Origin of the sequence: Dactylosporangium sp. NPDC051541 (assembly GCF_044454505.1) — a bacterium.
In the GTDB taxonomy this organism is placed as follows: domain Bacteria; phylum Actinomycetota; class Actinomycetes; order Mycobacteriales; family Micromonosporaceae; genus Dactylosporangium.
The window spans coordinates 1,248,010-1,271,442 of the sequence record NZ_JBITDU010000001.1; the positions used below are offsets into that span (position 1 = coordinate 1,248,010).

The following is a 23,433-nucleotide window of genomic DNA, read 5'->3' on the forward strand; positions in this document are numbered from 1 at the left end:
TCAGGGTTGGGCGTACTGGGTGCGGTGGGCGGCCAGGGTTTGGCGGGCGCGGTGGCCGGCGTCGGCGGGGACGTGGTCGGGGAGCCAGGAGTCGAGGCGGGCGCGCATGCCGTCGACCAGGCGCTGGCCGGCCGGGCCGAGGGAGTCGGCGGCGTCGAGGGTCTCCAGGGTCTCGGCGACGGCGACGCGCCAGCGGGTGAACTCGACCGCCGAGAGGTCGTCGGCGGTGCGGATGAACTCGGTGCGCCAGAAGTCGGCGATGGCCAGGTGGGCGTAGCAGCCGTGCAGGAGCGCGCCCGCGGGGCGGGGGTCGGTGCGCCACGGGGCGTAGTAGCGGCGGGCCGGCGGGTCCGGGCGCAGCATGTCGTGGAAGAGCAGGAGGGCGTTGAGCTTGCCGTGCTGCTGCTCGTGGACCAGGCCGGCGGCCAGGCGGCGCGGGTCCGGCGGGCGGGCCAGGGCGGCGGCGCCGAACGCGTCGCGGGAGGTGGCGCTGCGGCCGGCTGAGGAGAGCGGCACCACGGAGGTGAGGCAGCGGGACATCGACCGGATGTGCCACGGGTGGTGGGCGGCCAGCAGGGCGCCGGCCGCGGCGGTGTCCGTCTGCCAGTGCCCGGCGTCCTCGGGGGAGAGGCGGCCGGTGAGGGGGAGGTCGTAGACGTCGCGGTACGGGTCGAGGTCGTCGAGGTACACCCGCAGCTCGCCGGCTTGGAATGACCGCAGGCCCAGCCAGCCCGGTGCGTCGGCCGAGGGGTCGGCCGGGACGTGGACGGCGCCGGCTCGCACGCGGCCGGATCGCACCGTCACCGTGGTCGCCGGATCGACCAGGGCCGTGCCGAGCGCCGGGATCGGGAGGCGGGCGCGGGGGAGGTGGGCCGGCCAGGTCGCGTCGAGTCGCGCCCGCGCGGCGGCGGCGGCGGCGATGCCGTGCAGGTGGTCCAGGTCCTCCGGGGTGACGGCGCCGGTCAGGCAGTGGATCGCCCACGCGCCGATCTGCGGATGGCCCAGCAGTGCCCTGGTCGCGGCCGGGTCCTTGGCGTCCGCGGCGGCCAGGACCGCGACGGCCTCGGGGGCGCGGGTGCGGGCGGCGTCGGCGGCCTCGCGGACCAGCAGGACGTGCTTCGTGATCTGGCCGGCGCGCAGGGTGTCGAGCACCCGCTCGCCGCCGCGGCCGGTGGCGAGTTCGTCGAGGTCCTCGGGGCCGATGACCAGCGGGGTGCTCAGGGCCGGCCGTTTCAGATGCTCGAGTTGAAGCCGGCGACGGTCTCGTGGGGCTCGTCGACCTCGCCCAGGACGCGGCGGATCGTGTGAGCCAGGACACCGTCGCCCAGCGCCGCCAGTCGGGCCGGGTCGCGGAACGCATCGACGAGCGAGTCGTTACGCTGCGCAATCAAAGTGATCGTGCCGGAGTGCCGTGGGTCGTCCGGATTGCCGGAAAGATCGGCTATTGCCGCATGTAGACGGTCCGGAGTGTCCGATTTGCTGCCATCCCCCACAAGGCCTGCCTTCACTGGGCGTCACCTATGTCTATCATCCGCCGCGCCGCGCCGCGCGCCCGCGGTCGGCGTCAGGGCCCGAGGATTGTGCATGAACGGCCTCCCCACAGCAATCGACGCACGTGGCCACGAGCGGGTTGTGCCAAAAAAACTTTAGGACCTGGCAACAACAAGTCGCCCCCGGTTGAGTGACCCCTCCCGCCGCCCCGTGGGCAGCACATGTCCTACGGGAAAGACCGGCCGGAGGCTCCTCGAAGTTGTCCCCGAGCGCCTGGGAGATGGCTGAGAGATTGTGCAATTGCCGCTTAAAAATCACCCTCGGCCACCTGGAAGACGGTCAGGCCCAGCGCCCGCCACATGCGCACGACCTGCTGACGGTCGTCGAAGACGCCGATCACGTGGTAGCGGCTGCGGATCTCCTTCTCGAAGATCTCCGCCTTCACGACCGAGTCGCGGCGCATGTCGCCGAACTGGCGCATGAACAAGCCGCGGTACGGCACGCCGACGTGCTCGGCCAGCCATGCCTCGGTCGCCTCGCGGGAGTCGTCGCCGCGCCCGGAGCAGAACACGATCGCGTAGCCGGCCGCGTGCATGGCCCGGACGGCGGCGATGACCGGCTCGTTGGGGCGGTCCTCACCGACGCGGGACATGTCGTAGGGGCTGCGGCCGTTGAACAGGGCCACGGTGCCGTCGATGTCGACCAGGACGGTGCGCGGCGCGTCCGGCGGCGGCTCGTACGCGACACCGATCGTCTCGTCGATGACCGGCAGGGGCAGCGGCAGGGCGCGTCCGGCGAGGTACCGCTGATGCATGGAGCGGATCACCTCCTCGCCGACGTGCCCGTCGCCCGTGCGCAGCGCGTCGCGGCGGATGCACTCCTCCACCGGCACGTCGGTGAAGTCGCGGACCGCGAACCGCGCCCCGCACCGGGCGGCCAGCTCGGCGAACTCGCGCACGACCCGGCCGCGCAGGTTGGTGTCGTCGCAGACCACCGAGGCGCCCGCGCGCAGCAGCGCCTCGACCGCGGCGTGGTGGGCGGTGGTGACCTCGCGCTCGGCCCGGTTGCGCAGCCGCTCGTCGTCGACCCGGCCGCCGTGCATCATGCGGCGCAGGTCGTCGCGGTTGATCCGGGTCAGGTGCGGCTGCTCCTTGGCCCAGGTGGTCTTGCCGGACGCGGGCAGGCCACGCGTGATCGTCAGCGTCGCCATCTACGCGGCCTCCTCGTCGTCGCGCGGTGTGCTCACCGTCGGGCGCACCTGCTGCCAGAGCAGCGGAGCGTAATCCTTGCCGTCCAGGCGCAGGAACAGGCACCCGCGCCGCGGGCTCTTCGCCACCGCCAGGGCGAAGTCCTTGCGGGTCCAGCCGGCCGGCAGGGCGGTCACGACCTCGGCGTACTCCTGCTCGACGGCCTTGCTCAGCGCCTCCACCTCGGCGGTGAGCCGGGCCGCGATGCCGGTGGCCCAGGCGTGGAACTCGTCGGGCAACGGCTCGAGCAGCTCGTCGAGCCCGCCCGCGAGCATGGCCTCCCAGACGACCCGGGCGTTGAGGCCGGTGACGATCCGGTGCAGGCGGACGTACTCGCTGTACTTGATCTTCAGTCGGGCGTCCGACGCTGTGAAGTGCACCACCAGGCCCTCCCGGTTGTCCCGGGGCGGCGCGGCGAGCGCCTCGGCCAGCGTGGCGTATGCGAACGACTCCACCACCGGCCCCGGCCAGCCCGCCACCGCCGACGGCCCGTAGCTGCGACCGGTCGCGATGTCCACCGCGCCGAGCAGCACCAGATCGTCCAGGTCGCCGTAGTCCAGCACGATCCGGTTGGTCGGATAGATGATCTCGAAGAGCAGGGTCAGCCCTGCGGGCGGCTCGAAGCGGCGACGGTACCGTGTGCGAAAGAGCTTCGTCGCGTGCCGCGCCTGCTCCGAGTCGAACGAGCCGCGGGTCGCGACCGCCCAGCCGTCCGGCGTCGGGAAGAGCACGCCGAGGGAGCCGTCGGCCTTGTCGGTCACCGCCACCGGGCCGTCGAGGTCCAGGTCGGGCGCGCCGGGCTGGCCGTGGTTGAAGAACTTCGCGAACGGCCGCGCCAGGACCCGCCCGTCGGCGGACACGACGAGCCCGCGGCACGCGAGCGTCGCCGCGTTCCACACGCCCTCATACTGCGCCTTCTCCGTGTAGTTGTGGATCAGCAGCGGCAGCGTCGGGTGGGTCTGGGTGCGGATGTACCCGCCGCTGACCATCTCGGCCAGCAGCTTCGGGTCGCAGAGTTCGTCAATGTAGAGGTCCATAGCGCGGACCAGAGTAGGTGAGCCGCGCTCGGGAATGCAGTCGGTTTGTTCGGCGTTGTACGGCCCGGTTGGGTTGTCATGGTGACCGCATGGCAGACTTGACCGACGGCCAACCAGGTTCCGGTTCACGTCCTCGCGACGACCCGGCGACCGCCTACGGAAAGGACCACGGCCATGAAGCCGGACATTCACCCGCAGTATGCGACCACCGAGGTCACCTGCTCCTGCGGCAACTCCTTCACCACCCGCAGCACCGCCAAGGGCGGTCAGATCCACGTGGAGACGTGCTCCGTCTGCCACCCGTTCTACACGGGCAAGCAGCGTGTGCTCGACACCGCGGGCCGGGTCGCGAAGTTCCAGCAGAAGTACGCGAAGGCCGCGGCCAAGAAGGCCGAGTCCGGCAAGTAGCTGCGCTTCCGGCGCCCGCTCCGCGACCCCTCCGGGGGTTCCGCGGGCGGGCGCCTCTTTTGTGTGCTGCCTAGCGGTTCCTGCTTGCTGCCCGGTTTTTTCCGTTTTGTGGAGGGGACATGACCGCCGACAACCGGCTCGCCACGCTGTTGGCGGAGTACAACGAGGTCGAGCAGATGCTCGCCGACCCCGGCATCCACGCCGACCAGGCCCTGGCCCGCAAGACCGGCCGCCGCTTCGCCGAGCTGTCGCCGATCGCGAAGACGTCCGGCGAGCTCGACCAGGCTCGCGAGGATCTCGCCGCCGCCCGCGAGCTGGCCGCCGAGGACTCCGGGTTCGCGGCCGAGGCCGACGAGATCCAGGAGCGCATCCCGCAGCTGGAGGAGCGGCTCGCCGAGCTGCTCGCCCCGCGCGACCCCAGCGACGCCAAGGACGTGATCCTCGAGGTCAAGGCCGGCGAGGGCGGCGAGGAGTCGGCCCTGTTCGCGGGCGACCTGCTGCGGATGTACCAGCGGTACGCCGAACGGCACGGCTGGAGCACCGAGATCCTCGACTCCCAGGAGTCCGACCTCGGCGGCTTCAAGGACGTCGCCATCGCGATCAAGACCCGCGGCATCCCCGACGGTGGCAACGGCGTCTGGTCCCGCCTCAAGTGGGAGGGCGGCGTCCACCGCGTCCAGCGCGTCCCCGCCACCGAATCACAGGGCCGCATCCACACCTCCGCGGCCGGCGTCCTGGTCACCCCCGAGGCGGAGGAGACCGGCGACGTCGAGATCGACCAGAACGACCTGCGCATCGACGTGTTCCGCTCCTCGGGCCCCGGCGGCCAGAGCGTCAACACCACCGACTCGGCGGTGCGGATCACCCACCTGCCCACCGGCATCGTGGTCTCCTGCCAGAACGAGCGCTCGCAGCTGCAGAACAAGGACCGCGCGATGCGGATGCTGCACGCGAAGCTGGTCGCCCTGGCCGAGGAGCAGGCCGCCGCGGCCGCCGGGGACGCGCGCCGCTCCCAGATCCGCACGGTCGACCGCTCCGAGCGCATCCGGACGTACAACTTCCCGCAGAACCGCATCTCCGATCACCGAATCGGCTACACGGCGTACAACCTGGACCTGGCTCTCGGCGGTGACCTGGACAGCGTCCTGGACGCCCTGGCCGACGCCGACCGCAAAGCCCGCCTCGCGGGCGAGGACCAGCTCAGCCGCGGGTGACGGGCGTCTAACGCGGACGTCACATTCCCGAAATGGTGCAGGGGCACGCTGGGTTCCGGTAGCGTTTCGCGCGAACCAAACCGCAACCCAGCGTGATCACCGCCACACTCACTCGGGAGGGTCAGCCATGCCATCAACGACGACGCCCGTGGACATCTCCGCGGCCCCGCGCGCCGTGGTGAGCACCGCCGCCGAGCTGATCTACAAGGTGGGCCGCTCGGTGCTGGGCGCCGACCGGGTCCCGACCGCGAAGGCGAACGCCTGGGCCGCCGTCTGCGCCGACCAGGAACGCGCCCGCATCCGCGAGGAGAACGCCCGCATCATCCTCGCCCCCGCCCGCTGACACTGCGTGATTGACCCGTCCTGTTGCGGTGACAATTGATCGCCAGATTTGAATGGGCGTGTTAAGCTAGGTCTGGGAAAAGGGGGCGGCCGGCCGACTTCCGCCTTCTGCATTCCGCATTCGCTATCGGCCACTGCGGCATCCGCTCGGGGAATCCGCTCGGCCACTGCGGCATCCGCTCGGTCGCTGCGGAACGAACGTCCGAACGGGCCGATGTCGCCTCGATCGTCAATGTGGCGCCGGCGTTGCCCACGCGCGAAGCCGGCGAAGGCCCGCCATTCCTGTGGGGCCTACGAGGCGGCTCTGGGGCGGGGGGTTTTGGCCCTGAGCATGGCGTGATCGGCGGCTTCGAACGCTTCGGCCACCGTTTGGAAGTCCTCGCCCGACAGGCCCGCCCAGCCGATCGTCACGCCCACCGGGGTGCCGGGGACCAGAGCATGCCAGTCCTCGCCGGCCACGGCGGCTTCGATGCGGCGGGAGATTTCCCGGGCCTCGCCGGCGGCGGTTGTCGGCAGGACCACCACGAACTCGTCGCCCCCGTAGCGGGCCACGAAGTCGCCCTTGCGCATGACGCGGTTCAGGACGCCCGCCACGCGTTGCAGCACCAGGTCGCCGGACAGGTGGCCGTGGATGGTGTTGACCTCTTTGAAGCCGTCCAGGTCGCACACGCCGATCGCGGCGTGGTTGCCCGCCGCTACCAGCTTGGTGATGTGTTCTTCCAGATAGCGGCGGTTCGGCAGGCCCGTCAAGGGGTCGGTCTGGGCCTCGCCCCGGTGGAAGTCGACCTTGCGGACCAGGTCCTCGTGGTCGAGCAACGCGGCCACGCCGTCCACGAAGAGGTCTCGTAGGAGGTCCAGCTGGGCGTTCGCGGCCCGGTAGGCCAGGCGGTCGGCGTGGTAGGCGGAGCGGTAGTCGGCCGCGCCCAGGTGGGCCAGCGCGCGGAGGCGGGGGAGTTCGGCCGGGCCCAGGGAGTCGTCGCTGACCTTCGCTGTCTCCAAGCGGGCCACGGCTTCGATCGGGCGGCGTTCGGCTATCGCCTGGCAGGCCAGGCCCAGGGTGCGGAAGTCGGTGGCTCGCGTCGACAGGCCGGCCGACTCCAGCAGCGGCCACGGGTCGACCGCCGGCAGGGCGCCGCCCAGCGTGCCCAGGCGGACCATCGCGTAGCCCATCGCGCCGCGGGCTATCGGGCGTAGCCGGTCGACCTCGTCGGCCTTGACCCGGCGCTCCAGGTCGGTGGCGATGTCGCGCAGGATGCGCAGGCAGGCCTCGCTGTCGCCGCGGTGGTCGAGGTCGACGGCCAGGCGCAGGCGGATCTGGGGTGCGGCGAAGTCGGTGCCCGCGGTGGGTACTCCCACCTGCACCGCGACCTCGCGAGCCCGCTCCATGGCGCTCAGCGCGTGGCCGTGAAACCCCGTGTACGAGTACGCCATCGCCAGGTTGTGCCAGCCCCACGCCGTCGTCTCGCTCAGCAGCTCGACGGCGCCCAGGGCCCGGGAGCCGTGCACCAGTGCGCGCACGCAGCGGTCGAGGGAGCCCGCCCGCAGGGCCACGATCGCGGCCAGGGCCTGCAGCTCGCCGTACTGCCCGGGGTCCTGCAGCACCCGGGCGGCGGCCAGGCCGGCGTCCAGGGCGGCGGCGTACTCGTCCGACCGGCCCAGGTTGATCAGCGTGATGAGCCGCAGCTTGAGCGCCTCGACGCGTTCGGCCGGGGAGACGGCCGCGGAGGGTGCGGCCAGCACCAGCTCGACGACGGTCAGCGCCTCGCCCAGGCGGTCGTTGAAGATCAGTCGCCGGGCGCGTGTCAGCTCCGACGCGTGGTCGCCCACCGCCATCCGGCCCCCTTCCCGCGCGCCCCATGATTATGAGGTGCACCGACTCGAAGATGACACGCCGGAACGCGAGTTGCCCACGCTTTCGGCCGCGCTCACCGCCGCGGCCGCGAAGCTGGCCACGGCCGGCGTGGCCTCGCCGCGGGTCGACGCCGAACTGCTCGCCGCGCACGTGCTCGGCATCCCCCGGTCGCGCCTGCTGACACAGACGTCTACAGCGGAGCAGCTGGCCGAGTTCAACGCTTTGGTGGCCGCGCGGGCTCAGCGAGTACCACTGCAGCATTTAATGGGGAATGCGCCGTTCTGGGATCTCGAACTGGCTGTCGGGCCGGGGGTCTTCGTGCCCCGGTTCGAGACCGAACTGCTGGTCGAGTGGGGGCTCGGGCAGCCGGGGGCGGTCGTCGTCGACCTGTGCAGCGGCTCCGGCGCCATCGCGGTGACGGTCGCCCGCAAACGCGCGGGCGCGGCCGTGGCCGCCGTCGAGCGGTCCCCGGAGGCGCTGGTCTGGCTGCGGCGCAACGTGGCCGCGCTCGCCCCGGGCGTGCGAGTGGTGGAGGGGGACGTCGCCGACCCGGCGGTGCTCGCGGATCTCAACGGCGCGGTGGACCTGGTGCTGTGCAACCCGCCGTACGTGCCGGCGGCCGCGCCCGTCGACGTCGAGGTGGCGCAGCACGACCCGCACGAGGCCGTGTTCGCGGGCGCGGACGGGCTGGAGCTGATGCCGGCGGTGGCGCGGGCCGCGGCCCGGCTGCTGCGCCCGGGCGGGCGGGTCGGGATCGAGCACGACGACACGCACGGTGAGACGCTGCCGGCGCTGCTCGCGGCGACCGGCTGGTTCGACGGGATCGAGGACCGCCGCGACCTGGCGGGGCGCCCGCGGTTCACGGTCGCGCGGCGGGTGGCAGGATAGCTCCTCGTGATGCTCTACGACTGCAGCGTGCTCGCCGAGCGCGAGCGCGGGATCGCCGCCGCGATCGAGGCCGTTGGCCGCGGGGATCTGATCGTCATGCCGACCGACACGGTCTACGGCATCGGCGCGGACGCGTTCAAATCCTGGTCCGTGACCGCGTTGAACAACGCCAAGGGGCGCACGACGCCGGTGCCGGTGCTGGTCGGGTCGCGGCACACGCTCGACGGGCTGGTGTTCGGGCTGCCGCAGTCGGCGCGGGACCTGGTCGACGCGTTCTGGCCGGGTGCGCTGACGATCGTGGTCGAGCACGCGCCGAGCCTGCAGTGGGACCTGGGCATCGACGACGGGACGGTCGCGGTGCGCATGCCGCTGCACCCGATCGCGCTGGAGGTGCTGCGGGAGACGGGGCCGATGGCGGTGTCGTCGGCCAACAAGCACGGGTCGGCGCCGGCCGAGACCGCGGCCGAGGCGCGTGACCAGCTCGGCTACTCCGTGAGTGTGTATCTGGAGGGCGGCCCCTGCCCGGAGCCGGTCCCGAGCACGATCGTGACGCTGGTCGGCGAGCGGCCCCGGGTGCTGCGCGCGGGCGCGATCCCGCTGGAGAAGCTCCGCGAGGTCGTCCCCGACATCATCCTGCCCGACGACGAGGCGTAGCCGCCGATGGCGCCGTTCAGCGTGCTGTGCGTGTGCATGGGCAACATCTGCCGGTCGCCGATGGCCGAGCGGCTGCTCGTCGCCGACGCCCTCGCGCTGGGCGGGAGCGCGGACGAGCTGTACGTGCACGGGGCGGGCGTCGGGAGCTGGCACGTCGGGCAGCCGATGGACCCGCAGGCGGCCCGGCAGGTCGAGGCCCGGGGCGGCGACGTGACCGGGTTCAAGGCCCGCAAGCTGCTCGCGGAGCACGTCGACGCGTCCGACCTGATCCTGACCGCGACGATCGAGCAGGTCGAGTACGTCGTGGAGCTGCGCCCGGACGCGGCCGCGCGCACGTTCGTGTTCGGGGAGTTCGGCCGACTGATCCGACAAATACCAATAAAAAGCGATTTGCCCGATGTGTACGGCCGGGGCGTCGCCCTGGTCGAGGCGGCCGACAAGCTCAGGTCCGGTGCGCCGCCCACCGAGGCCGACGAGCTCGACGACCCCTGGGGCCGCCCGGACGCCTACTTCAGCCGCGTCGCGGACGAGATCCACTCGACGACGCGACCGCTGGCGCGGGCACTCTTCGCACGACCGCGGTAGCGACCCGGCCGAAGATCCAGCGGTGCAGGGGTGCCACCGCCCGCCAGTACAGGTGCCCGGCCAGGCCGTGCGGCACGAAGACGACCCGCTGCTCGTAGACGGTGCGGCCGTCCTCGTCGACCGCGCACCACAGCTCCAGCCAGGCCTGCCCGGGCATCCTCAGCCGGGCCCGCAGCCGTACGACCTCGACCGGGATGACCTGCTCGACCGCCCACGTGTGCCGGTGGGCGACGTCGACGGTGTCCTCGATGGCCACCCACAGCTGCTCCGGGGTGCCGTCGACGTAGTGGGCGCGCTCGTCGCGGTAGGCGGTGCCGCCGGACCACTGCGGGTCGCTGGGCAGCGGGTCGCTGGGCGCGGCGCCGGACCAGTGGGTCTCGACGTCGGCCGCGCGGATGCGGCGCAGGGCCAGCCGGACGGCGGCGTCGAAGCCGGTCAGGCCGTCGTGGGGGTCGGGGACGTAGCCGGCGATGTCGTGCTCGGCGCAGACGGCGGCCCGGCACAGGCCGCCGACGAGCGGGCGGGCGACCCGGCCGGGGACGGGGGTGACCAGGCCGATCCAGTGTGACGACAGCACGGGCGCGGCGGCCGCCACGGGCACGAGGACCCGTTGCGGAAGTTCGGCGATCCGGCAGTACCGCTGCAGCAGCTCTTCGAAGGCGAAAATGTCCGGCCCGCCGATGTCGAAGGCCCGGTTGACGGGGGGCGGGAAGACGGTGGCCGCCGAGACCAGGTATCGCAGCACGTCCCGGATGGCGATCGGCTGGACCCGCGTGCGCATCCAGGCCGGCGCGAGCATGGCCGGTAGGCGCTCGGCGAGGTGGCGCAGCATCTCGAACGAGGCCGAGCCGGAGCCGATGACGAGCGCGGCCCGCAACACCGTCGCCGGCACCGCGCAGCGCAGGAAGATGTCGCCGATCTCGGGCAGGAGCGGGCCGCCGAGGTGCACGACCCGGTCGACCCCGGCGGCCTCGGCGGCGATGGCGAAGTTGAGGGCGCTGAGGCGGTCGGCGTCCTCGTAGTCCTCCCGGCCCTGGGCCTGCACCAGGTAGTACGCGACCTCGATGCCGCGCAGGGCGGCGGCCAGGCCGGTGTCCTCGAGGACGTCACCCTCGGCGATCTCGACCCGGCGGGCCCACGGCACGCCGCGCAGCCGGCGCGGGTCGCGGGTCAGGCAGCGGACCTGGTGCCCGGCCGCGAGCAGGCGCGGCACGAGGCGGCCGCCCACATATCCGGTCGCCCCCGTCACCAAACAGTGCATGACTTCATGCTTACCCTGCGCAATCGGCCCCTAGACTCATTTCATGGCCGACACGTACTGGGGGCCCGACTTCGACGCGCTGCGGGGCACCGACCCGGAGATCGCCGACGTCGTCCTCGACGAGCTGGCGCGCCTGCGCGGCGGGCTGCAGCTGATCGCGAGCGAGAACCTGACCTCCCCGGCGGTGCTCGCGGTGCTCGGCTCCGCGCTCACCAACAAGTACGCGGAGGGCTACCCGGGCCGGCGCTACTACGGCGGCTGCGGCGAGGTCGACCGGGCCGAGGCCCTCGGCATCGAGCGGGCCAAGGCGCTGTTCGGGGCCGAGCACGCCAACCTGCAGCCGCACAGCGGGGCGAGCGCCAACCTGGCCGCCTACGCGGCGCTGCTCACGCCCGGCGACACGGTCCTGGCGATGGAGCTGCCGCACGGCGGGCACCTCACGCACGGCAGCAAGGTCAACTTCTCCGGGAAGTGGTTCGACACCGTCGGCTACCCGGTGCGCCGCGACGACGAGCTCATCGACTACGACGAGGTCCGCGACCTGGCGCTGCAGCACCGGCCCAAGCTGATCATATGCGGGGCCACGGCCTATCCGCGGCTGATCGACTTCGCCCGCTTCCGCGCGATCGCGGACGAGGTCAGCGCCTACCTGATGGTCGACGCGGCGCACTTCATCGGCCTGGTCGCGGGCGGGGCGATCCCGTCGCCGGTCCCGCACGCCGACGTCGTGTGCGCCACCACGCACAAGGTGCTGCGCGGCCCCCGCGGCGGCATGATCCTGTGCAAGGAGAGCCTGGCCCAGCGCGTCGACAAGGCCGTGTTCCCGTTCACGCAGGGCGGCCCGCTCATGCACTGCGTCGCGGCCAAGGCGGTGGCGCTCAAGGAGGCGGCCCAGCCGGCCTACGCCGACTACGCGCGCCAGGTGATCGCCAACGCGCGGGCCCTCGCGGCCGGGCTCGAGGGGGAGGGGATGCGCCCGGTCTCCGGCGGCACCGACACGCATCTGGCCCTGATCGACCTGCGCGGCCTGCACATCACCGGGCGGGAGGCGGAGGAGCGGTGCGACGCGGCCGGGATCACGCTCAACAAGAACGCCATCCCGTACGACCCGGAGAAGCCGATGACCGCGTCCGGCCTCCGCGTCGGCACGCCGTCGGTCACGACGCAGGGCATGAAGGAGCCGGAGATGCTGCGGATCGCCGCCCTGATCGCCGCGGCCGTGCGGGGCGAGCCGGTCGGCGAGCAGGTGCGCGAACTCGCGGCGGCGTTCCCCGCGTATCCTTGCCCGTGACTCGAGTGCAGTGACACCGGCATACAGACAAGGTCTTCGTCTTTGAGAAAACGGCTGACCCACCTTCCGTCACAGTTCCTCGCGATGGCGATCGTGCTGGTCGTCACCGTGCCGATCGCGCTGTGGCGCGACGGCGGCACCGGCGCGGCGGGTGTGGTGGCCGCGGTCGCGCTGGTCACCCTGAGCTACGTGATCTCCAGCCTGATCATCGCCTGGACCGACCTCAAGGCGCGGCCGATGCTGCTGCCGGTGGCGATGGCGACGTACGTCATCAAGTTCACGCTCATCGGCTTCACCATGTACGCGGCGCTCAAGACCGAGTGGGCCGGGCTGCCGTGGATGGGCGTCGGCGTGATCGTCGCGGTGATCGCCTGGATGACCGCGCACGCTGTCTGGGTGTGGCGCGCGAAGATCCCGTACGTCGAGATCCAATAGCGCGAAGCGCGGCAAAGCCGGAACAAGCGCGAAAAGCAGGAAAAGCAGGAAAAGCAGCAGAGGATTCCGAGGCCGCTTCGCTCCCGCCCCGGGCGGGGGCTGTGCCCCCGTAGCCCCCCTCATCGGCGGCAGGGATTCCGTCGCTCAGCGCTCAGCCCCGTCGCGGTTCGGCCGCCGTTCACCGACCATTCCACCGCTGTTCGATACGTGCCGGCCTCGCAGCCCGCGGTGACCTGCCGGGTGCGCTGAGCTGCGGGTACGGAGCGCAACGTCTCGCCCTTGGCCGCCGCGAAGGTCTGCTCGGCGACGGTTTTCCATCCCTCATCGGTGCTGCGCTGCAGCCGGACCAGAAGTTTGAGCGGGTCGGCGCCGGGGGAGTCGCAGTGGAACGAGGCCCCGGCGACCAGTTTTCCGTTACTGTAAGTGACACGCTGCGGTGATATGGAGCACAGTGCGCCCGTGATCCCGCTCACGGGCCGGGGTGTCTGGTCGCGGCCGGTCTTCGTGACGACGACGGCCGCGAGAATCAAGAAGAAAGCGATGACGGCGTTGCGCAAGGTCATCACCCCTGTACGGAGGGTTAAGCTGAACATTCAGCTAACCCTCTGGGGGTGACAGTGCGCAACATTCACTCACGCGTCAGTCGTGTAGTTGACCCTCCGCGAGTATTCGGAGGAGTAGCGTTGACGGTCGCCGGTTGATGGCCCCGGCCCGATGAGCGAACCCCCGCGCGATGAGCACGCGGGGGTCGATGCACGGGTGCTCCCGGCAGGCTGATATGGTCACCGCGTCATGGCGGATAACCAGACACCCAAGCAATCCGGAGCGGCTGGCGCCAACGCCGGCTGGTCCGCCGTCGGATATCTCATCTCAGGCATTGCCGTGTGGGGATTCGTCGGCTGGCTCGTCGACCGTTGGCTCGGGTGGCACGGATACTGCACCGCGATTGGATGCGTCCTCGGCGCGGCCGGCGGCATTTACCTCGTCGTCAAGAAGCTCGGCGCCTGAGCCGGTGGCTTCTACATACATATCGAGAGGAACCTGGTGAGCGGTCAGATTCTGGCGGAGGTGCCCTTTCCGCCCACTGTCGGAGACATCTACCCGCCGGCGCTGGTGGACGGCGCGGAATGGCTGACCAAGTTCAGCCTGTTCATCTGGCTCGCCGCCGCCATCGTGATCGTGTTCTTCCTGGTCGCCTACCGCAGCCCGAAGATCGTGCCGACGAAGGGCCAGTGGGTCGCCGAGAGCATCTACGGCTTCATCCGGGAAGGCGTCGCCAAGGACGTCATCGGCCACCACGGCCTGAAGTTCGCGCCCTACCTGGCCAGCCTGTTCTGCTTCATCCTGGTCGGCAACGTCTTCTCCATCGTGCCGTTCATCCAGGTCTCGCCGATGTCACACATCGCCTTCCCGCTCGTGCTGGCGCTGTGCACCTACTTCCTGTACCTCTACCAGGGCTTCAAGAAGCACGGCTTCGCCGGCTACCTCAAGCACGCGACCGTGCTGCCCGCCCCGTGGTTCATGCAGCCGCTGCTGCTGCCGATCGAGGCCCTGCAGACGTTCATCCTGCAGCCGCTCACGCTGGCGCTGCGACTCTTCGCCAACATGTTCGCCGGGCACATGCTGCTGCTGGTGTTCACGCTCGGCGGGTTCGCGCTGCTCAACGCGGAGAGCCTGTTCATCAAGCCGATCTCGGCGGTCTCCTGGTTCATGACGATCCTGCTCACGTTCTTCGAGCTGCTGATCGCGGCCCTGCAGGCCTACGTGTTCACGCTGCTGACGGCCAACTACCTCGCCGGCACCCTGGCCGACGAGCACTGACCCGAGCCGGCGCGCGCCCGCCGCGAGCGCCCGATCCGTCACACCGCGCCACCCCGTTCCGTGCTTCGAAAGCCTTATTGCTTCACCTTTTTCAGTTGTCCCGCGTGAATCGGTCACGCGAGATCCCAGGAGGATTCACAAATGGCTCTGGCAGAGATCACCGGCAGCATGGCCGCGGTCGGTTACGGCCTCGCCGCGATCGGCCCCGGCATCGGTGTCGGCATCGTCTTCGCGTCGTACATCCAGTCGACCGCCCGCCAGCCCGAGTCGGCCGGTCTGACCCGTACGTACATGTTCCTCGGCTTCGCCGTGGTCGAGGCGCTCGCCCTGCTGGGTATCGCCTTCGGCTTCGTGTTCGGCTACTAGCCTCCCTCCTCCGATCCGACCGGGAGGTTTCCCATGCTGATTTTTGCTGCCGAGGCAGAGCACAACCCGATCATCCCGATCTGGCAGGAGATCGTCGTCGGCGTCATCGCCTTCGCGCTCCTGTGCTTTGTGCTCATGAAGTTCGTGTTCCCGCGCATGGAGGAGACCTTCCGGGCCCGGGTCGACGCGATCGAGGGCGGCATCAAGCGCGCCGAGGAGGCGCAGGCCGAGGCGAACAAGCTCCTCCAGCAGTACAAGGAGCAGCTCGCGGAGGCCCGCACCGAGGCGGCCCGCATCCGTGACGAGGCGCGCGCCGACGCGACGGGCATCCGCGAGGACATCCTCGCCAAGGCCCGCGAGGAGAGCGACCGCATCATCGCCGCGGGCCGTGACGCCCTGCAGACCGAGCGGCTGACCATCGTCCGGCAGCTGCGGGCCGAGATCGGCTCGCTCGCGGTCGACCTGGCCGGCCGGATCGTCGGTGAGTCCCTCGAGGAGGAGGCCCGCCGCCGTGGCACGGTCGAGCGGTTCCTCGCGGAGATCGGCGAAGGCAACGGCGACACCGCGGCCGCGGCCGGGCGGCGCTGATGGACGCAGTCTCGAACAACGCCAACCGCGAGGCCTTCGGGGCCGCCGCCGACAAGCTCGCCGAGTCCTCGGCGGGCGCTGACGTCGCTGCGATCACCGCGGTCGCGGACGAGACCCTCGCGGTCGCGGACCTGCTGCGGCGCGAGCCGCGGCTGCGCCGGGCCCTGGCCGACCCGGCCCGTCCGGGCGCGGACCGGGCCGAGCTGATCCGCTCGATCCTGTCGGGCAAGGTCAGCGCCGGCACGGCCGACCTGCTGGGCGTGCTGGTGTCCGGGCGCTGGTCCGGGCCGGGCGCGCTGCTCGACGGCGTCGAGCGGCTCGGTGTCGACGCCCTGCTGACCGCGGCCGACCGCGGCGGCGACCTGGCCGACGTGGAGGACGAGCTCTTCCGGTTCAGCCAGATCGTCTCCGGTGACGCCCGCCTCGCGGGTGTGCTCAGCGACTCGACCGCGCCCGCCGCGGCCCGCACCGAACTGGTGTCCGGCCTGCTCGAGGGCAAGGTCAAGCCGGTCACGCTGGGCCTGGCCCGGCTGGCGGTCGCCGGCTTCGGCGGCCGCGGCTTCGAAAGCTCGCTGACCCGGCTGGTCGAGCTGGCGGCCGCGAAGCGGGACCGGTCGGTGGCCTACGTGACCACCGCCGTCGCGCTGAGCGACGCCGAGGAGCAGCGCCTGGCCGACCGCCTGGCCGAGCTGTACGGTCGGAATGTCTCCATCAAGGTGGATGTCGATCCGCGCATCATCGGTGGCGTGCGGGTCAAGGTCGGCTCCGACCTCTACGACGGCACGGTCGCCCGGCGTCTCGCCGAGGCGAAGACGGCGCTCTCGAAGTAATTACCCCGAAGCTTGATACTCCAGATAGAAGGTTGAGGATGGCCGAGCTGACCATCTCCTCGGACGACATTCGGGGCGCGCTCGAGCGCTACGTCTCGTCCGTTGACTCCAAGATCTCCCGCGAGGAGGTCGGCGTCGTCTCGTACGCTGGCGACGGTATCGCCCAGGTCGAAGGCCTTCCCTCGACCATGGCCAACGAACTGCTCGAGTTCGAGGACGGCACGCTCGGTCTCTCGCTCAACCTCGACGTCCGCGAGATCGGCGTCGTCGTCCTCGGCCCGTTCGCGGGCATCGAGGAGGGTCAGCAGGTCAAGCGGACCGGCCGGGTGCTCTCCGTCCCGATCGGCGACGCCTTCCTGGGCCGCGTGGTCAACCCGCTGGGTGAGCCCATCGACGACCGCGGCGACATCGCCAACGAGGGCTTCCGCGAGCTCGAGCTGCAGGCCCCGAACGTCATGGCCCGCCAGCCCGTCAAGGAGCCGCTGCAGACCGGCATCAAGGCGATCGACGCCATGACCGCCATCGGCCGCGGCCAGCGCCAGCTGATCATCGGTGACCGCAAGACCGGCAAGACCACGGTCGCGCTGGACACGATCCTCAACCAGCGCGACAACTGGCGCTCCGGCGACCCGAAGAAGCAGGTCCGCTGCATCTACGTCGCCATCGGTCAGAAGGCGACCACCATCGCCGCGATCAAGGGCACCCTCGAAGAGCAGGGCGCGATGGAGTACACCACCATCGTGGCCTCCCCGGCGGACGACCCGGCCGGCTTCAAGTACCTCGCCCCCTACACCGGCTCGGCCATCGGCCAGCACTGGATGTACGGCGGCAAGCACGTCCTGATCGTCTTCGACGACCTGACCAAGCAGGCCGAGGCCTACCGGGCCGTGTCGCTGCTGCTGCGCCGCCCGCCGGGCCGTGAGGCCTACCCGGGTGACGTTTTCTACCTGCACTCCCGGCTGCTGGAGCGCTGCGCCAAGCTCTCCGACGAGCTCGGCGGCGGCTCGATGACCGGCCTGCCGATCATCGAGACGAAGGCCAACGACATCTCGGCCTACATCCCGACCAACGTCATCTCCATCACCGACGGCCAGGTCTTCCTCGAGTCCGACCTGTTCAACCAGGGCGTCCGCCCGGCGATCAACGTCGGCACCTCGGTCTCCCGGGTCGGCGGCTCGGCCCAGGTCAAGGGCATGAAGGACGTCGCCGGCCGGCTCCGGCTGGACCTGGCGCAGTATCGCGAGCTCGAGGCGTTCTCCGCGTTCGCCTCCGACCTCGACAAGGCCTCCCGCGCCCAGCTGGACAAGGGTGCCCGCCTGGTCGAGCTGCTCAAGCAGCCGCAATACTCGCCGTTCTCGGTCGAGGAGGAGATCGTCTCGGTGTGGGCCGGCACGACGGGCCAGCTCGACGACATCGCCGTCGGCGACATCCGCCGCTTCGAGACCGAGTTCCTGCAGCACCTGCGGTCCAGCCGCAAGGAGCTGCTCGACGCGATCGCGGAGAGCAAGAAGCTGGAGCAGTCGACCATCGACGGGCTCACCGACGCGGTCAAGAACTTCAAGCAGGTCTTCTCGGCCAAGGGCGACGGGGTCACGGTGAACGAAGCCGAGGCCAAGGCCCTCGAGGGGGAGCAGAAGCGCGAGACCGTGACCCGCCAGGTCCGGAAGTCGGGCTGACGCATGGCCGGTCAAGTACAGGCGCTGCGCCGCCGGATCCGCACGGTCAAGTCGACCAAGAAGATCACGAAGGCGCAGGAGCTCGTCGCCACGAGCCGCATCGGCAAGGCGCAGGAGCGGGTCGCCGCCTCCCTGCCCTACGCCGAGGCGATCACGGACGTGCTGACGGCGCTGGCCAGCAACGCCAACGTCGACCACCCGCTGCTGGTGCCGCGCAAGAGCGTGCGCCGGGCCGGCGTGCTGGTCGTCACCAGCGACCGCGGGCTGTGCGGCGGCTACAACGCCAACGCGCTGCGCACCGCGGAGCAGCTGATCTCGAAGCTGCGCGGGGACGGCAAGCAGGTCGCGCTGTACGTCGCCGGCCGCAAGGGCGTCGCGTACTACCGGTTCCGGGGCCGTGAGGTCGCCGGGAGCTGGACGGGCTTCTCCGAGCAGCCGCGTTACGAGAACGCGTCCGACATCGGCGAGGCGCTCATCGAGGCGTTCGTCAGCGGCGCCGACGACACCGCCGACGGCCCGGGCGCGGACGGTGTGCTCGGCATCGACGAGCTCTACATGGTCCACACGCAGTTCCGCTCGCTGATGACCCAGACCCCGGTGGCGCGCATCGTCGCGCCGATGGAGGTCGAGGAGACCGAGGTCAGCGGGCCGCTGCCGGCCTACGAGTTCGAGCCCGACGCCGAGACACTGCTCGAGGCGCTGCTGCCGAAGTACATCAACACGCGGATCTTCGCGGCGCTGCTGGACTCCGCGGCCAGCGAGTCGGCCGCCCGCCGGCGGGCCATGAAGAGCGCCTCCGACAATGCCGACGACCTGCTCAAGCGGTACACCCGCGAAATGAACTCCGCCCGGCAGGCCGCGATCACCCAGGAAATCAGCGAGATCGTCGGTGGCGCCAACGCGCTGGCGGCGGCGGGAAGTGATGTGTGATGACTGCACCAGCAGACACGAAGACCGCGGTCGGCCGCGTGGTCCGGGTCATCGGCCCGGTCGTCGACGCCGAGTTCTCGCGTGACGCCATGCCCGACATGTACAACGCGCTCCACGTCGACGTGACGCTCTCCGAGGGCACGAAGACGCTGACGCTCGAGGTCGCGCAGCACCTCGGCGACAACATGGTCCGCGCCATCTCCATGCAGCCGACCGACGGCCTGGTCCGCGGCACCGAGGTCCGCGACACCGGCGCCGGCATCTCGGTGCCCGTCGGCGACGTGACCAAGGGCCACGTGTTCAACGCCCTCGGCCAGGTCCTCAACGCCGACGAGGCGACGCTCGAGATCAAGGACCGCTGGGAGATCCACCGCCCGGCGCCGAAGTTCGCCGAGCTCGAGCCGAAGACGGAGATGCTGGAGACCGGCATCAAGGTCCTCGACCTGCTCGCGCCCTACGTGCGCGGTGGCAAGATCGGCCTGTTCGGCGGCGCCGGCGTGGGCAAGACGGTGCTCATCCAGGAGATGATCACCCGCGTGGCCCGCAACTTCGGTGGCACCTCGGTGTTCGCCGGCGTCGGTGAGCGCACCCGCGAGGGCAACGACCTCATCCTGGAAATGGACGAGGGTGGCGTGCTCGACAAGACCGCCCTGGTCTTCGGCCAGATGGACGAGCCGCCGGGCACCCGGCTGCGCGTCGCGCTGTCCGCGCTGACCATGGCGGAGTACTTCCGTGACGTGCAGAACCAGGAGGTGCTGCTCTTCATCGACAACATCTTCCGGTTCACGCAGGCCGGCTCCGAGGTGTCGACGCTGCTCGGGCGTATGCCGAGCGCCGTGGGCTACCAGCCGACCCTGGCTGACGAGATGGGTCTGCTGCAGGAGCGCATCACCTCCGTGCGGGGCAAGGCCATCACCTCGCTCCAGGCGATCTACGTGCCCGCCGACGACTACACCGACCCGGCGCCGGCCACCACCTTCGCCCACCTGGACGCGACGACCAACCTCGAGCGGTCGATCTCGGACAAGGGCATCTACCCGGCGGTGGACCCGCTGGCGTCCTCCTCGCGGATCCTCGCGCCGGAGTTCGTCGGGGTCGAGCACTACACGGTCGCCCGTGAGGTGCAGCGGATCCTGCAGAAGTACAAGGACCTGCAGGACATCATCGCCATCCTCGGCATGGACGAGCTGTCCGAAGAGGACAAGGTGACGGTCAACCGGGCCCGGCGCATCGAGCGGTTCCTGTCGCAGAACACCTACGCCGCCGAGCAGTTCACCGGTGTCGCGGGTTCGACGGTGCCGCTCAAGGAGACCATCGAGTCGTTCAAGAAGATCAGCGAAGGGGAGTACGACCACTTCCCCGAGCAGGCGTTCTTCATGTGCGGCGGCCTCGAGGACCTCGAGAAGAAGGCCCACGAACTGATGAAGGACTGACCTTCGCCGGTTCTGGTCGTTCGCTTCGGCAGGGCGCGTCGCTCATGGGTGGCGCGCCCTGTTCTTTCATTACGGCAAGTTGAAATTTTCGGCAAAGACACTGCACGAGGCGGTGACGTGCGTCACGCTCTGAAGTGTTCGGACCGAGGTCGCGCGCGGGCCGTTCCCGGCCTGTTCACCAGGTGTGCCAACGTGGTGAGGCCCACTGCTCCGCGCGAGCGATGATTGACTAGACTCGTCCAATCCGGATCGCGCACACGAGGAGTAACTAGCGTGGCGAGGCAGCTGTACGTCGAGCTCGTAGCCGTCGAGGAGAAAGTGTGGTCCGGCGACGCGGACATGGTCGTGGCCCGCACCACCGAGGGTGAGCTCGGTGTGCTTTACGGCCACGAGCAGCTCCTCGGCCAGCTCGCCGAAGAGGGCCAGGTGCGCATCAAGCAGGGCGGCCAGGAGACGGCCTACGACGTGGCCGGCGGGTTCATCTCCGTCACCGGCACCGGCGTGACGATCCTCGCCGAGAGCTGCACCCCCGCCACCGCGTCCTCCGCCCACTAAAGCGACCGGGTGGCGCGGGTGAGGATCGTCGAGGGCATCGGCATCGCGGTCCTGATCCTGCTGGCCGCCCTGGCGGTGCTGTTCCTGCGCCGGCTCGTGATCGCCCGGCAGGGCGGCACCATCGAGCTCGGGGTCCGGCTGAGCACCATGGTCCCGGGCCGCGGCTGGTCCGCCGGCCTGGCCCGGTTCGCCGGCGACGAGCTGCGGTGGTATCGGATCTTCAGCTTCTGGCCGGGCCCGCGCCGGGTCCTGTCCCGGCGGGGGCTCGCCGTCGAACGCCGCCGCACCCCCGACGCGGCCGAGCTGCTCGTCCTGCCGCCCGACTGGGTGATCGTCCGCTGCGTCAACCGGCAGGCGCCCGTCGAGATCGCCATGGCGGAGCGCGCGCTCACCGGCTTCCTGTCGTGGGTCGAGGCCGCACCCCCGGGTGAGTCCTCCCCGGAGACGCGGCCCTACCGCTACAAGACCGGCTGAGTTTCCTAGCTCTGCCCGCCGGGCACCCATTTGACGTCGCCGCCCGGGTTGGCCGTCCGGCACAGGATGAAGAGCAGGTCCGAGAGCCGGTTGAGGTACTCCAGCGACGTGACGTTCGTCCGCGCCGAGTCCGCCTCCCACAGGGCCCAGCCGCTGCGCTCGGCGCGGCGGGTGACCGTGCGGGCCACGTGCAGGAGCGCGGCGCCCGGGGTGCCGCCGGGCAGGATGAAGGAGTCCAGCTTGGGCAGCTCCGCGTTGAACTCGTCACACCACTGCTCCAGCCGGGCCACCTGCTCCGGCGTCACCCGCAGCGGCGGGTGCGGCGGGTCGGCCGTGACGGGGTTGCACAGATCCGCACCGACGTCGAAGAGGTCGTTCTGGACCGCCCGGAGCACCGCCGCGATCCGCTCGTCGAGCGCGCCCAGCGCCAGCACGACGCCGATCGCCGCGTTGGCCTCGTCGACGTCGGCGTATGCGACCAGGCGCGGGTCCGTCTTGGACACCCGCGAGAAGTCGCCAAGTCCCGTCGTGCCGGTGTCGCCGGTCTTCGTGTAGATCCGCGTGAGGTGAATGGCCATGGTTTTCACGTTACGGAATCCCCCTACGATGACGGACGTGGACATGATCCGTGTTGTGGGCGGGGCCCGGCTGTCCGGGGACGTATCCGTGGTCGGGGCGAAGAACTCGGCCCTCAAACTGATGGCCGCGGCCCTGCTGGCCAGCGGCCGCAGCGTGCTGACGAACGTGCCGCGCATCACCGACATCGCCATCATGGCCGAAGTGCTGCGCCGCCTCGGCTGTGACGTCGAGCAGGACGAGGACCGCGTCATCATCGACGTGCCCGACGAGGTCGGCACCGAAGCCGACTACGACCTGGTCCGCCGCCTGCGCGCCTCGATCTGCGTCCTCGGCCCGCTGCTGGCCCGCCGCGGCCACGTGCGCGTCGCCCACCCGGGCGGCGACGCGATCGGCTCCCGCGGCCTCGACATGCACGTCGAGGGCCTGCGCCGGATGGGCGCCGACATCTCCGGCGAGCACGGCTTCGTCATCGCCACCGCCCCGAAACTGCACGGCGCCACGATCTGGCTGGACTTCCCGAGCGTCGGCGCGACCGAAAACCTCCTGATGGCGGCCGTCCTGGCCAACGGACGCACCGAGATCGACAACGCGGCCCGCGAGCCCGAGATCGTCGACATCTGCCGCATGCTCACCGACATGGGCGCCGACATCGAAGGCGCCGGCTCCTCCCGCCTGGTCATCCAGGGCGTAGCCGAACTCCGCCCGGTCGAGCACCGCACGATCGGCGACCGCATCGTCGCCGGCACCTGGGCCTTCGGCGCCGCCATGACCCGCGGCGACGTCACCGTCCACGGCATCGACCCGGCCTTCCTGGAGATCGCCCTTGACAAGGTCGTCACCGCCGGCGGCGAGGTTACCACCAGCCCCGACTCGTTCCGCGTGGTCATGCCGACCCGCCCGAAAGCCGTCGACGTGGTCACCTTGCCGTTCCCCGGCTTCGCCACCGACCTGCTGCCGATGGCGGTAGGCCTGGCCGCGGTCAGCGAGGGCTCGTCCCTGGTGACCGAGAACATCTTCGACGGCCGCTTCATGTTCCTCAACGAAATGTCCCGCCTGGGCGCCGACATCCGCACCGACGGCCACCACGCGGTCGTGCGCGGCCAGGACCGCCTGAGCGGCGCCCCGGTGACCGCGACCGACATCCGCGCCGGCGCCGGCCTGGCGATAGCCGGCCTCTGCGCCGACGGCATCACCGAGGTCCGCCACGTCCACCACATCGACCGCGGCTACCCAAGCTTCGAATCCGACCTACGCGCGCTGGGCGTCCAGGTCGAGCGCGCCCCCGCCCCGCCGGACGAGTTCGACTTCTGACCCCACCGCCCCGCACCAGCAGCGGCGTGCGCCGCGCCCGCGCATGGCCGCGTCCGCGCATGGCCGCGTCCGCGCATGGCCGCGTCCGCGCATGGCCGCGTCCGCGCATGGCCGCGTCCGCGCATGGCCGCGTCCGCGCATGGCCGCGTCCGCGCATGGCCGCGG

General features: G+C 70.8%; 27 protein-coding genes. 19 read left to right on the top strand and 8 right to left on the bottom strand.

From position 1 onward, the window contains the following. The 4 genes from ACIA8L_RS05715 to ACIA8L_RS05730 all read right to left on the bottom strand — a co-directional run bounded on the left by ACIA8L_RS05715 (position 1) and on the right by ACIA8L_RS05730 (position 3,775). Positions 1–1,152 carry an aKG-HExxH-type peptide beta-hydroxylase gene (locus tag ACIA8L_RS05715; protein ID WP_395900771.1) on the bottom strand — a complete coding sequence of 384 codons (1,152 nt, stop codon included), beginning with the start codon at positions 1,150–1,152 and terminating at the stop codon, positions 1–3. Positions 1,153–1,232: 80 nt separating this feature from the next. Further along, the gene (gene fxsA / locus ACIA8L_RS05720) at positions 1,233–1,508 is read right to left on the bottom strand and encodes an FxSxx-COOH cyclophane-containing RiPP peptide (RefSeq protein ID WP_395900773.1); all 276 of its coding nucleotides are present in this window, start codon (positions 1,506–1,508) and stop codon (positions 1,233–1,235) included. Positions 1,509–1,798: 290 nt separating this feature from the next. Further along, the gene (locus tag ACIA8L_RS05725; protein WP_395900775.1) at positions 1,799–2,701 is read right to left on the bottom strand and encodes an AAA family ATPase; all 903 of its coding nucleotides are present in this window, start codon (positions 2,699–2,701) and stop codon (positions 1,799–1,801) included. Then, complete coding sequence (locus ACIA8L_RS05730; RefSeq protein ID WP_395900778.1) at positions 2,702–3,775, bottom strand: RNA ligase; 1,074 nt, start codon at positions 3,773–3,775, stop codon at positions 2,702–2,704. 174 nt (positions 3,776–3,949) lie between these two features. Between ACIA8L_RS05730 and rpmE the strand changes: the two genes are divergently transcribed. From rpmE to ACIA8L_RS05745, 3 genes are all read left to right on the top strand, one after another. Next, positions 3,950–4,183: a 50S ribosomal protein L31 gene (rpmE, locus tag ACIA8L_RS05735; RefSeq protein ID WP_223101569.1), complete on the top strand. Its 234-nt coding sequence runs from the start codon at positions 3,950–3,952 to the stop codon at positions 4,181–4,183. A gap of 119 nt (positions 4,184–4,302) precedes the next feature. Then, complete coding sequence (prfA, locus tag ACIA8L_RS05740) at positions 4,303–5,397, top strand: peptide chain release factor 1 (RefSeq protein WP_395900783.1); 1,095 nt, start codon at positions 4,303–4,305, stop codon at positions 5,395–5,397. A 127-nt stretch (positions 5,398–5,524) separates the two neighbouring features. Beyond that, positions 5,525–5,740 (top strand): hypothetical protein, encoded by a 216-nt coding sequence (locus tag ACIA8L_RS05745; protein WP_395900786.1) that lies wholly within the window; start codon positions 5,525–5,527, stop codon positions 5,738–5,740. 290 nt (positions 5,741–6,030) lie between these two features. On the opposite strand, the gene ACIA8L_RS05750 is transcribed toward ACIA8L_RS05745, so the two are convergent. Further along, positions 6,031–7,572, bottom strand: coding sequence for a diguanylate cyclase domain-containing protein (locus ACIA8L_RS05750; RefSeq protein WP_395900789.1), 1,542 nt, complete (start codon positions 7,570–7,572; stop codon positions 6,031–6,033). A 34-nt stretch (positions 7,573–7,606) separates the two neighbouring features. On the opposite strand from ACIA8L_RS05750, the gene prmC reads away from it, so the two are divergent. From prmC to ACIA8L_RS05765, 3 genes are read left to right on the top strand one after another with little or no spacing between them, the layout of a single operon-like run. Then, positions 7,607–8,479 carry a peptide chain release factor N(5)-glutamine methyltransferase gene (gene prmC / locus ACIA8L_RS05755; RefSeq protein WP_395900792.1) on the top strand — a complete coding sequence of 291 codons (873 nt, stop codon included), beginning with the start codon at positions 7,607–7,609 and terminating at the stop codon, positions 8,477–8,479. Between the two features lie 9 nt (positions 8,480–8,488). After that, on the top strand, positions 8,489–9,133 hold the full coding sequence (locus tag ACIA8L_RS05760; protein WP_395901748.1) for an L-threonylcarbamoyladenylate synthase: 645 nt from the start codon (positions 8,489–8,491) through the stop codon (positions 9,131–9,133). A gap of 6 nt (positions 9,134–9,139) precedes the next feature. After that, on the top strand, positions 9,140–9,718 hold the full coding sequence (locus ACIA8L_RS05765; RefSeq protein ID WP_395900795.1) for a phosphotyrosine protein phosphatase: 579 nt from the start codon (positions 9,140–9,142) through the stop codon (positions 9,716–9,718). On the opposite strand, the gene ACIA8L_RS05770 is transcribed toward ACIA8L_RS05765, so the two are convergent. Beyond that, on the bottom strand, positions 9,645–10,979 hold the full coding sequence (locus tag ACIA8L_RS05770) for a DUF2867 domain-containing protein (protein WP_395900798.1): 1,335 nt from the start codon (positions 10,977–10,979) through the stop codon (positions 9,645–9,647). The genes ACIA8L_RS05765 and ACIA8L_RS05770 overlap by 74 nt on opposite strands. A 43-nt stretch (positions 10,980–11,022) precedes the next feature. Here ACIA8L_RS05770 and glyA point away from each other — a divergent pair, with 43 nt between their 5' ends. Both glyA and ACIA8L_RS05780 read left to right on the top strand, forming a co-directional pair. Next, complete coding sequence (gene glyA, locus ACIA8L_RS05775) at positions 11,023–12,270, top strand: serine hydroxymethyltransferase (RefSeq protein WP_395900801.1); 1,248 nt, start codon at positions 11,023–11,025, stop codon at positions 12,268–12,270. A gap of 42 nt (positions 12,271–12,312) precedes the next feature. After that, positions 12,313–12,705, top strand: a complete 393-nt coding sequence (locus ACIA8L_RS05780; protein ID WP_395900804.1) for a hypothetical protein — start codon at positions 12,313–12,315, stop codon at positions 12,703–12,705. A gap of 119 nt (positions 12,706–12,824) precedes the next feature. Here ACIA8L_RS05780 and ACIA8L_RS05785 read toward each other — a convergent pair whose 3' ends face one another. Further along, entirely contained in the window at positions 12,825–13,298 is a 474-nt protein-coding gene (locus tag ACIA8L_RS05785) for a hypothetical protein (protein ID WP_395900807.1), read from the bottom strand. A 199-nt stretch (positions 13,299–13,497) separates the two neighbouring features. On the opposite strand from ACIA8L_RS05785, the gene ACIA8L_RS05790 reads away from it, so the two are divergent. From ACIA8L_RS05790 to ACIA8L_RS05835, 10 genes are all read left to right on the top strand, one after another. Continuing rightward, the gene (locus ACIA8L_RS05790; protein ID WP_395900810.1) at positions 13,498–13,713 is read left to right on the top strand and encodes a hypothetical protein; all 216 of its coding nucleotides are present in this window, start codon (positions 13,498–13,500) and stop codon (positions 13,711–13,713) included. A gap of 33 nt (positions 13,714–13,746) precedes the next feature. After that, complete coding sequence (gene atpB, locus ACIA8L_RS05795) at positions 13,747–14,526, top strand: F0F1 ATP synthase subunit A (RefSeq protein WP_395901750.1); 780 nt, start codon at positions 13,747–13,749, stop codon at positions 14,524–14,526. A gap of 141 nt (positions 14,527–14,667) precedes the next feature. After that, the gene (gene atpE, locus ACIA8L_RS05800) at positions 14,668–14,892 is read left to right on the top strand and encodes an ATP synthase F0 subunit C (RefSeq protein ID WP_395900813.1); all 225 of its coding nucleotides are present in this window, start codon (positions 14,668–14,670) and stop codon (positions 14,890–14,892) included. Between the two features lie 36 nt (positions 14,893–14,928). Further along, on the top strand, positions 14,929–15,480 hold the full coding sequence (locus ACIA8L_RS05805) for a F0F1 ATP synthase subunit B (protein ID WP_395901752.1): 552 nt from the start codon (positions 14,929–14,931) through the stop codon (positions 15,478–15,480). Beyond that, positions 15,480–16,310 (top strand): F0F1 ATP synthase subunit delta, encoded by an 831-nt coding sequence (locus tag ACIA8L_RS05810; RefSeq protein ID WP_395900816.1) that lies wholly within the window; start codon positions 15,480–15,482, stop codon positions 16,308–16,310. The genes ACIA8L_RS05805 and ACIA8L_RS05810 overlap by 1 nt, the downstream gene beginning before the upstream one ends. A 38-nt stretch (positions 16,311–16,348) precedes the next feature. Beyond that, complete coding sequence (atpA, locus tag ACIA8L_RS05815; protein ID WP_395900819.1) at positions 16,349–17,986, top strand: F0F1 ATP synthase subunit alpha; 1,638 nt, start codon at positions 16,349–16,351, stop codon at positions 17,984–17,986. A gap of 3 nt (positions 17,987–17,989) precedes the next feature. Continuing rightward, positions 17,990–18,916: a F0F1 ATP synthase subunit gamma gene (locus ACIA8L_RS05820; protein ID WP_395900821.1), complete on the top strand. Its 927-nt coding sequence runs from the start codon at positions 17,990–17,992 to the stop codon at positions 18,914–18,916. Next, positions 18,916–20,349: a F0F1 ATP synthase subunit beta gene (atpD, locus tag ACIA8L_RS05825; protein ID WP_395900824.1), complete on the top strand. Its 1,434-nt coding sequence runs from the start codon at positions 18,916–18,918 to the stop codon at positions 20,347–20,349. The genes ACIA8L_RS05820 and atpD overlap by 1 nt, the downstream gene beginning before the upstream one ends. 273 nt (positions 20,350–20,622) lie before the next feature. Further along, positions 20,623–20,904 (top strand): F0F1 ATP synthase subunit epsilon, encoded by a 282-nt coding sequence (locus ACIA8L_RS05830; RefSeq protein ID WP_395900827.1) that lies wholly within the window; start codon positions 20,623–20,625, stop codon positions 20,902–20,904. Positions 20,905–20,922: 18 nt separating this feature from the next. Beyond that, positions 20,923–21,378 carry a DUF2550 domain-containing protein gene (locus ACIA8L_RS05835; protein ID WP_395900829.1) on the top strand — a complete coding sequence of 152 codons (456 nt, stop codon included), beginning with the start codon at positions 20,923–20,925 and terminating at the stop codon, positions 21,376–21,378. Positions 21,379–21,383: 5 nt separating this feature from the next. On the opposite strand, the gene ACIA8L_RS05840 is transcribed toward ACIA8L_RS05835, so the two are convergent. Then, positions 21,384–21,956 carry a cob(I)yrinic acid a,c-diamide adenosyltransferase gene (locus ACIA8L_RS05840; protein ID WP_395900831.1) on the bottom strand — a complete coding sequence of 191 codons (573 nt, stop codon included), beginning with the start codon at positions 21,954–21,956 and terminating at the stop codon, positions 21,384–21,386. 28 nt (positions 21,957–21,984) lie between these two features. On the opposite strand from ACIA8L_RS05840, the gene murA reads away from it, so the two are divergent. Continuing rightward, positions 21,985–23,268 (top strand): UDP-N-acetylglucosamine 1-carboxyvinyltransferase, encoded by a 1,284-nt coding sequence (murA, locus tag ACIA8L_RS05845; RefSeq protein WP_395900833.1) that lies wholly within the window; start codon positions 21,985–21,987, stop codon positions 23,266–23,268. The last annotated feature ends 165 nt before the right edge of the window (positions 23,269–23,433 follow it).